An 8,313-nucleotide genomic window follows, 5' to 3' on the forward strand; every position below is an offset into this window, starting at 1 on the left:
TTTAATCAAGTCCGAATATCAATTAATCCTTAGCTCCAGAGCTTTACTTTCTGCTTTTTCATCTCCTATTCCAGATTCCCTTTTAGGAAGAAGGGCCATCTTGCAGGGAGCCGCGGGGAAACTTCATAACCTCGGTGAGCAACACCAATGTAAGGATTTGATCAGCTCTTTGAGAGTCTGGGGAGCGATACCAGGTTGGGACCCCGAGAGGCATGCGAGTATTAGTATTACCCCCAAATACTATAAAGCGTTTTACCGCAGGAGCAAAACCTAAAGGACACCACTTTTGTGTATAATAAAACCGGAAAGAATCAAAACTCAGGGGTGATAACATGGAGCTTACGCCGACAACCCTTGCTTCATACATTGATCATACTCTCTTGAAGCCAGATGCTTCCATCTCGATGATAGAAAAATTATGTGATGAAGCGCTTCAGTACGGTTTTTACTCGGTTTGTGTTAACCCCTATTGGGTCCCCTTTTGCGTTAACAAGCTTCGAGGAACAGAAGTAAAAGTATGCACAGTAGTAGGCTTTCCTCTGGGAGCCAACGAAAGCCGGGTTAAGGCTTTTGAGGCTCGCAGTGCCATCGAGAATGGCGCAGACGAAATTGACATGGTAATTAACATAGGAGCCTTGAAATCAGGGGACTTAAAAGCAGTTGAGGAAGACCTAAAAGTAGTAAAGCAAGCCTGCAGCCAGACTACAGTTCTAAAAGCGATAATCGAAGCTTGCCTTCTAACCGATGAAGAAAAAGTGCTGGTTTCAAAAATTATCAAAGAAGTGGGATACGATTTTGTCAAAACTTCTACTGGCTTTTCCAAAGGAGGAGCAACTACTTACGATGTAAGCTTAATCCGTCGAACGGTTGGGCCAGAAATGGGAATTAAGGCTGCTGGTGGTATTCGCACCTTTGAAGACGCTAAGCTAATGATTCTCTCAGGAGCCACTCGTTTGGGAACCAGTGCCTCAGTCAAAATAGTCAGCAATCAGTAGAAAAAAGACACAGTTGTACATTTTAAAGTACCCTACCTCCGAAGATAAACTTTCCTTAAGTGCCGCCTAATCTAATAAAATTTTCCGTCCTTGTTCCTAAAGTCAAACCTTGTAGCTGCAAATCCTGCAGAGAAACAGTTTTTACTAAACAAAGTTATCAGTTGCTCTTGGTTAAACAGCTGAATAACCATCTATTACTGAAGCTCTCGCCAGGGCTTGAGAACACAAGGATTCCAGAATTGCTTAACCCAATACACAACAGGATTGTTGGAAAAACTTGCCCCTTGTATAAAGTAAACTAAAATAGCATTTAAGGTTGTTCTAACAGACAACTCTTGCAAAGGGGGCAAACATCTATATGTTGAAAGGATTTAAAGAATTTGTTTTACGGGGCAATGCCCTGGACTTAGCTATAGCGGTAATCATCGGGACTGCATTCAACAAAGTGGTTAGTTCTCTGGTTCAAGATGTGCTAATGCCTTTTATAAGTATAACGGCAGGTAGAATCCCCGACTTCTCCTCCTGGAAGTTAGGAATAATAAGTATCGGCAACTTTTTGAATGCAACAATCAACTTTCTTGTGATAGCCACTACCATTTATTTCTTTGTGGTAACCCCATTAAACACCCTTAAAAGAAGAGAAAACAAATCAAAGCAAGAAGCGTCGCCTGCTCCACCAGAACCAAGTGAGGAAATAAAACTTCTTAGAGAAATAGCAGATCTACTCAGAACTTCAAAAGCCAAATAATTTTGAAGACGCCGGTGAGTTCTACACATTCTAACAATAACAACCCAAAAAGGGAGGTAAGGAGAGTGCAAAAAGATTACATTATGGCCATAGACCAGGGGACTACTGGTACCCGGGTTATTTTTGTCGACCACGAGGGTAACGTGGTTTCATCGGCTTATCGAGAAATAAAGCAGATTTATCCCCACCCTGGTTGGGTGGAACACGACCCCATGGAATACTGGGAAACCACCCTGATTTGCGCAGAAGAAGCTATGAAAAAAGCGAAGATTGAGCCCTCACAAATCGCTGGAATCGGCATAACCAATCAGCGTGAAACCACTGTAATCTGGGAAAAAGGAACCGGAAAGCCCATCCACAATGCGATTGTCTGGCAGTGTCGCAGAACTGCACCTCTCTGCGAAGAACTTAAGGCTCGGGGGTTCGAAGAAAAAGTTCGCCAAAAGACGGGCCTAACCATTGACGCCTATTTCTCAGCCACTAAAATAAAGTGGATTTTAGACAAGGTCCCGGGAGCAAAGGAACGTGCCAGGCAAGGAGAACTCCAAATGGGTTGCATTGACTCCTGGCTAATGTGGAAGTTAAGCGGTGGTTCTGCTCATGTCACCGATTATTCAAACGCTTCCCGTACCATGCTCTTCAACGTACAGACTTTGGATTGGGACCAGGAATTGCTCGACGCCTTAGAAATCCCTCGGGAGATTCTCCCTCAACCCAAACCTTCAAGTGGAACTATGGCCACAACCAGCAAACAAGTATTCTGGGGAGAAGAAATACCCATCGCTGGAGTGGCAGGAGACCAGCATGCAGCTCTTTTCGGACAGGCCTGCTTCAAACCCGGAATGGCCAAAAATACATACGGTACTGCTCTGGATATGATGATGAATATCGGAGAAAAGTTTGTTCTTTCACAAAACGGATTACTTTCGGACCTGGCCTGGGGAATCGAGGGAAAAGTAGAGTATGCACTTGAAGGAGTGGTCTTCATCGGGGGAGCTGCCATACAATGGTTGAGAGACGGCTTGAAAATCATTGAAAACGCTGCTCAAAGCGAGGCCATGGCCCAAGCAGTTCCAGATACCGGGGACGTTTATTTTGTACCAGCCTTTACAGGCGTAGGAGCACCTTATTGGGATATGTATGCTCGCGGACTGATTATCGGTATCACCCGGGGCACCACTCGTGAACATATAGTACGTGCCGCTCTTGAGTCCATGGCTTATCAAACCAGAGACGTGCTGGAAGCAATGGTGGCTGACTCAGGGCAAAAGCTGGAATCCCTTCGGGTGGATGGAGGAGCGGTCAAAAACAATTTCTTGATGCAATTCCAGGCTGATATCCTGGGGGTGCCAGTAGTAAGACCAGTGGTAACCGAAATGGCCGCTATGGGTGCGGCCTATCTCGCCGGGCTGGGAGTGGGTTTTTGGAAAAGCCGCGAAGAAATTTCCTCTCAGTGGAAAATTGATAGAGTTTTTGAACCGCAAATGGAACCTGCACGACGGGAAGAACTCTACGCCAGATGGAAAAAAGCCGTTGAGCGAGCCAGAGAGTGGGCACTATAATTCTTCCCTAATTAAATAATAAAGGACAGGGGTGCTAACATGGGAGAAAAGAAACTCCAGGGCAAGGTAGCCCTGATTACCGGCGGAGCTTCTGGCATAGGTGAAGCCACAGCCAAACTATTTGCCGCTCAGGGATGTAAAGTGGCCCTGGTGGACATCAATGGAGAGCGACTAAAAAAAGTTGCAGAAGAAATAGCTAAAGACGGAGGAGAATGTATATCAATTTGTGCCGATGTAACCGTGGAAGAGGAAGTAATCAATTTCTTTCAAGCAGTAGTCCAAACCTGGGGCAAGCTCGATATCCTGGTAAACAGCGCTGGCCGCGACTCCCTCTCTCCTCCAGTAAGCGAGGTTACCCTTGAAGAATGGAACAAAACCATATCCGTTAACCTCACCGGTGTTTTTCTATGTTGTAGAGAAGCCTTCAAAATTATGGAAAAACAACCTACAGGGGGGAGAATTATTAATCTCGGTTCTACTTCGGCTAAGCTCGTCTCAAGTCCAGGACATAGCCCATATCGAGCTTCAAAACATGGTATGATGGGATTTAGCGAAAACATACTGCTTGAGGGAGCAGAGAAAAATATCGCTGTAACGGTAATAAACCCCTCTCACGTAAAAACACCCATGACAGAAGTAATCGACAAGGGCATATACGCAGAAAACCTGCCAGCGTACCTCGAAGGCTGGTTGGACGAAAAAGAAAAGAAAGAAGGTATATATGCAAGTTGTATCGACGTTAAATATGTTGCAGAAATCATCCTTTACATTGCCACCCTTCCCCCAGAGGTAACCATTCCCCAGTTCTCTGTTTATCCTACCTATAAAGCCCATCGCTACGGCATGAGAGCCTGAAAAGCGAGTAGGGTTGTTTGATCGGATGTAATGGGAAACTAACAAAGGCAAAGAAACAAAAAATGCCCCGGAATTTTCCGGGGCATGGTAATTCGCCGTTCAAGACTGATTAGCCAGTCAGACTTCTAACCAAGCCTTCTAACGTGAACCGCCTGGGGACCCTTAGCTCTCTGCTCAACCTCGAACTCGACCCGTTCCCCATCGATGAGAGTTTTGAAGCCATCGCCTTCTACTGCCGAGTAGTGCACGAAAACATCTCCGCCCTCGCTCGATTCGATGAATCCATAGCCTTTCTGGGCGTTAAACCACTTAACTGTACCTTGTGCCATTAAACAAACCTCCTGAATGTTAACTATCTACGCCTGCAGGACGTGTTGACACACTATATCACGCAAAATAAGTAATGTCAAATATTTTTTTGAACCAATCTTTTAAAAATTTTATACGCATCAGCTAATGGAAAACGAGCAGATTGGAAAGCAGAAAATGCACCATCACACCCACCAGTACAGAAAAACCGATGTTTCGCCACTTGTAGTACGAAAGGTACACCCCAGAAAGAGCTACCAAGCTAATTAAAACCCGGTCAAAAATTACAGGCAACTCCAAAAAAGTGATTACCAGTAAAGCAGAAAGCAAAGCTGTGACCACATAATCGAGAACCTTTCCCGATACAAAGGGAATTTCCCTGTCTTTTAAAAACAAAACTGGCAGTAATCGCAAAAGATAGGTTCCCAAAGCAACAACACCAATCACCAGATATTCCTTTGTCAAGCAGTTTCCCTCCTTCGGTTTTCAACATATACTGCAAAAAGCGGCCCCACGAAAGATGCTGCAATTATTCCCCAGGAAGTATATCCCAAAAGATGGAATATTAGGGCAACAATTCCTCCAGCAATCGCAGACCAGAAATTACCATCCCCAAAACCTTTAATTCGAGGAATAAGGAGCACCAGGAAAAGACCAGCCAGAGAAAAAACCATTGATGAGGTCAAAATTCCCTCGCGAAACAAAAATCTACCACCGAAAACCCCGACCGCGGTGCCAGCCACCCAGGAAAAATAGGCTCCCAACTGAACTCCCCACAAAAACCGCTCACTGTTCATCTCTTGAGCAACGACAAAAACTTCATCGGTGAGTCCAAAAGCGGTCACCAGAGGGTACCTGATTCTGACTCTTCGGGTCATTATCACACCATAAACGACGTGACGCAGATTTAAAAGAAGCGGTATGAGTAAGCTCCAAAGCAAACCATAAGAAAGAGTTGAAAGTAGAGCAAATTGGCTTGCCCCGGCAAAAATGAACATCGAGGCACTTAAGGCCTCAAAGGGGTTGAAACCGGAACCCACAGCCAAAACACCAAAGGTTGCTCCAGCAGGAAAGTAACCCAGGGCTATGGAGCAACTGGTTACCAGTCCTCTTCTGAAAGAATTCATTCCCAACCACCCTTTAAAGACCGGCTGCTATCAGCTCTAATCAGTTTAACACGGCACATCTTCTCTGGGTGCAAAGATTCATTCTAATTTTAGTAGCGTAAATCCTCTTTTAAAAAACAACGCCAGGGTGTTTCAATTCACGATAGAATAGTTGAGAGCAATAAAATAGGAAAAGGTGATCCTTTATGAAATTCAGCTTAAACGGCGAGTGGAAGATTTACGATTCTGAAGGAGAGTACCTCCTTCAGGGCAACGTGCCCGGAGTGGTGCAGCAGTCTCTTTTTGAGGCGGGCTTTTTTCCCCACCCCTATCAGGGTACAAACGAGATATATTTCAGAAAACTCGAGAACAAAGACTGGATTTACGAAAAAAACTTTGATTTCCAGGAAAAAATAAAGGCGGAAGAAGAAATAGAGCTGGTCTTCGAGGGTATAGACACACTTTCTGATGTGTATCTGAACGAAGTCTTTCTGGGGTCTACCCAGAATATGTTCATGGAATATCGCTTTAATATCAAAAACGTTCTCAAACTGGGACAAAATAAAATTCGGGTCCACATTAAGTCACCGGTGAGAATCCCCAAAATACTGGAGCAAAACTATGGGAAGCTGGGAGGCCCGGAAGAAAGCATCCGTGGTTACATCCGTAAGGCTCAGTACTCCTACGGTTGGGATTGGGGAATCAGGCTCCCTACCTCGGGTATTTTTAAACCAGTATACCTTGAAAAGTATTCCCACTTTCGCCTTTCCGACTGTACTGCCTACCTTTTAAGTTATGACCGTCAAGGTGCCCTCATTGCAGTCCAGGGATTCCTGAAAGGTAACACTCAAGGTGCTTTAAATGCATTTAGTGTCGAAGTGCTCGTAAACGGCGAAAAGAAAGGAGAGTTTAAACCCTTTACAAAAAACCAAGAAACGCAATTCTCGGGAATCATAACCGAAAAAGAGGTACATCTCTGGTACCCCCGAGGACTGGGCAAGCCTCACCTTTACCACTTTGCTTTTATTTTAAAAAAAGAGGGGCAGGAAATTTATCGGGAAGAAAAGAAAATAGGCCTTCGCACGGTAAAGCTGGTAAGAGAAAAAGACTCCCAGGGTGAAAGTTTTATCTTCGAAATAAACGGAAAACGGGTATTTGCTAAAGGAGCTAACTGGATTCCCGCCGAACATATCCTCCCCTCCCTCCGTGAAGAAGATTACCGTAAACTACTCAGGATGGCCTATCAAGCTAACATCAACATGCTTCGGGTTTGGGGAGGAGGAATTTACGAACACGAGGTTTTCTATTCTACTTGCGATGAGCTGGGCATCATGGTTTGGCAAGACTTCATGTTTGCCTGCCTCGAGTATCCAGATCATCTCCCCTGGTTCCGAGAACTCTGCAATCAGGAAATAAAAAGTGTAGTGCGTCGCCTACGCTGGCATCCTGCAATAGTAATCTGGTGTGGCAACAACGAGAACAACTGGGGATTTGAGGAATGGGGAACTATGAACCGCAAGGTAGACGGAATAAACCTCGGTAATCGGTTATATCTCTTTGATTTTCCAGCCATTTGTTCCCAGGAAGATCCCACCCGACCCTACTGGCCAGGAAGCCCTTATGGAGAAGACCGAGCTAATAGCACTCATAGTGGGGACCATCACGCCTGGGAAGTTTGGAGCAAATGGCAAAACTATGAATACTATACACAAAACGATGGGCGTTTTATCAGTGAGTTCGGCTTTCAAGCTTTTCCACACCGAAAAACAGTAGATTTCTTTGCCACCAGAAAGGAGCAAGATATTTTTCACCCAGTCATCATGGCTCACCAGAAACAAGAAGAAGGTATGGAAAGGATAGTGCGTTTCATCGTTTCACAATTCGGTCTCATTAAAGACTTCGACACCATACTTTACTTATCACAAATAAACCAGGCTGAAGCTATAAAATCTGGTGTCGAACACTGGCGTTCGAGAAAATACTTGACCTCGGGAACACTCTTTTGGCAGTTCAACGATAGTTGGCCGGTAATAAGTTGGTCAGCAATAGATTACTTCGGTAGACCCAAAGCCTTGTACTACTATACAAAGCGCTTCTTTGCAGAGATTTTACCACTCATTAAATATCACAAGGCTTCCCGAAGAGCCGAAATTTTTGTGATCAGCGATTATCAAGAACTCTTACCCGCAACCGTGGAATTTTCGGTATTTACAACTTCCGGAGCTCAGGTAATACACAGGGAGTATCACATAACCTTACCCAGAGACGGGGTTTTGCCAGTGGATGAATTCGAGGTCAGTGAACCCCAAAAATGGATTGCCTTTCTTCGAGTAAACGTGAAAGACAATATTTACTCAAACTACAAAACCTTCGCCCCATATCGGGACATGAAGCTGGAAGACCCGGGAATAAGTTTCGTACATCAAAATGGCATTTTACAACTCACCTCCGGGAAGAATCCAGCTCTTGGAGTGGAAATAATTACTGAAGACGACGAATTGCTTAGCGACAATTTCATTTTCTTAGAACCTGGAGAAAGTAAAGTAATCCCTGTGAAGAGTAAAATTCACACTATCAAATCGATGTACGATTATTTAAATGGTTGAATTACTTGCTGGATAGTTATTAGAGGCTTTCGAATATTTTATCCACAGTTGTTGATAATTTGTGGATAACTTGCAAGAATGCGTATTTTATGGTTAAATGTAAGAGTCAAAACTGTTTACCCGTGCCACTTC

8 protein-coding genes are annotated in these 8,313 nt (G+C 44.4%); 5 read left to right on the forward strand and 3 right to left on the reverse strand.

Annotated features, from left to right (window positions below):
* Positions 1-332: 332 nt before the first annotated feature.
* From deoC to ACKTT1_RS11660, 4 genes are all read left to right on the forward strand, one after another.
* Positions 333-995 (forward strand): deoxyribose-phosphate aldolase, encoded by a 663-nt coding sequence (deoC, locus tag ACKTT1_RS11645; protein ID WP_412709687.1) that lies wholly within the window; start codon positions 333-335, stop codon positions 993-995.
* Between the two features lie 358 nt (positions 996-1,353).
* Positions 1,354-1,743 (forward strand): large conductance mechanosensitive channel protein MscL, encoded by a 390-nt coding sequence (gene mscL / locus ACKTT1_RS11650; protein ID WP_412709688.1) that lies wholly within the window; start codon positions 1,354-1,356, stop codon positions 1,741-1,743.
* 65 nt (positions 1,744-1,808) lie between these two features.
* The gene (glpK, locus tag ACKTT1_RS11655; protein WP_412709689.1) at positions 1,809-3,305 is read left to right on the forward strand and encodes a glycerol kinase GlpK; all 1,497 of its coding nucleotides are present in this window, start codon (positions 1,809-1,811) and stop codon (positions 3,303-3,305) included.
* A gap of 39 nt (positions 3,306-3,344) precedes the next feature.
* Positions 3,345-4,160 (forward strand): SDR family oxidoreductase, encoded by an 816-nt coding sequence (locus ACKTT1_RS11660; protein WP_412709690.1) that lies wholly within the window; start codon positions 3,345-3,347, stop codon positions 4,158-4,160.
* Positions 4,161-4,285: 125 nt separating this feature from the next.
* Here the strand turns inward: ACKTT1_RS11660 and ACKTT1_RS11665 are convergent, their stop codons facing one another.
* The 3 genes from ACKTT1_RS11665 to ACKTT1_RS11675 all read right to left on the reverse strand — a co-directional run bounded on the left by ACKTT1_RS11665 (position 4,286) and on the right by ACKTT1_RS11675 (position 5,596).
* The gene (locus ACKTT1_RS11665) at positions 4,286-4,489 is read right to left on the reverse strand and encodes a cold-shock protein (RefSeq protein ID WP_369018173.1); all 204 of its coding nucleotides are present in this window, start codon (positions 4,487-4,489) and stop codon (positions 4,286-4,288) included.
* Between the two features lie 124 nt (positions 4,490-4,613).
* Complete coding sequence (locus ACKTT1_RS11670) at positions 4,614-4,934, reverse strand: AzlD domain-containing protein (protein ID WP_412709691.1); 321 nt, start codon at positions 4,932-4,934, stop codon at positions 4,614-4,616.
* On the reverse strand, positions 4,931-5,596 hold the full coding sequence (locus tag ACKTT1_RS11675; RefSeq protein WP_412709692.1) for an AzlC family ABC transporter permease: 666 nt from the start codon (positions 5,594-5,596) through the stop codon (positions 4,931-4,933). Before ACKTT1_RS11675 ends, ACKTT1_RS11670 begins: the two co-directional genes overlap by 4 nt.
* A gap of 185 nt (positions 5,597-5,781) precedes the next feature.
* Here ACKTT1_RS11675 and ACKTT1_RS11680 point away from each other — a divergent pair, with 185 nt between their 5' ends.
* A complete protein-coding gene (locus ACKTT1_RS11680) occupies positions 5,782-8,181 on the forward strand; it encodes a glycosyl hydrolase 2 galactose-binding domain-containing protein (protein WP_412709693.1) in 2,400 nt (799 codons plus the stop codon).
* Positions 8,182-8,313 lie beyond the last annotated feature (132 nt).

The sequence above is a fragment of the Atrimonas thermophila genome (assembly GCF_045864955.1).
Classification (GTDB): Bacteria; Atribacterota; Atribacteria; order Atribacterales; family Thermatribacteraceae; genus Thermatribacter; species Thermatribacter velox.

Bases quoted from the DNA above. Each gene is read 5' to 3' on its own strand.
- deoC (WP_412709687.1), top strand. From the start codon at position 333: ATGGAGCTTACGCCGACAACCCTTGCTTCATACATTGATCATACTCTC.
- mscL (WP_412709688.1), top strand. From the start codon at position 1,354: ATGTTGAAAGGATTTAAAGAATTTGTTTTACGGGGCAATGCCCTGGAC.
- ACKTT1_RS11660 (WP_412709690.1), top strand. From the start codon at position 3,345: ATGGGAGAAAAGAAACTCCAGGGCAAGGTAGCCCTGATTACCGGCGGA.
- ACKTT1_RS11665 (WP_369018173.1), bottom strand. From the start codon at position 4,489: ATGGCACAAGGTACAGTTAAGTGGTTTAACGCCCAGAAAGGCTATGGA.
- ACKTT1_RS11675 (WP_412709692.1), bottom strand. From the start codon at position 5,596: ATGAATTCTTTCAGAAGAGGACTGGTAACCAGTTGCTCCATAGCCCTG.
- ACKTT1_RS11680 (WP_412709693.1), top strand. From the start codon at position 5,782: ATGAAATTCAGCTTAAACGGCGAGTGGAAGATTTACGATTCTGAAGGA.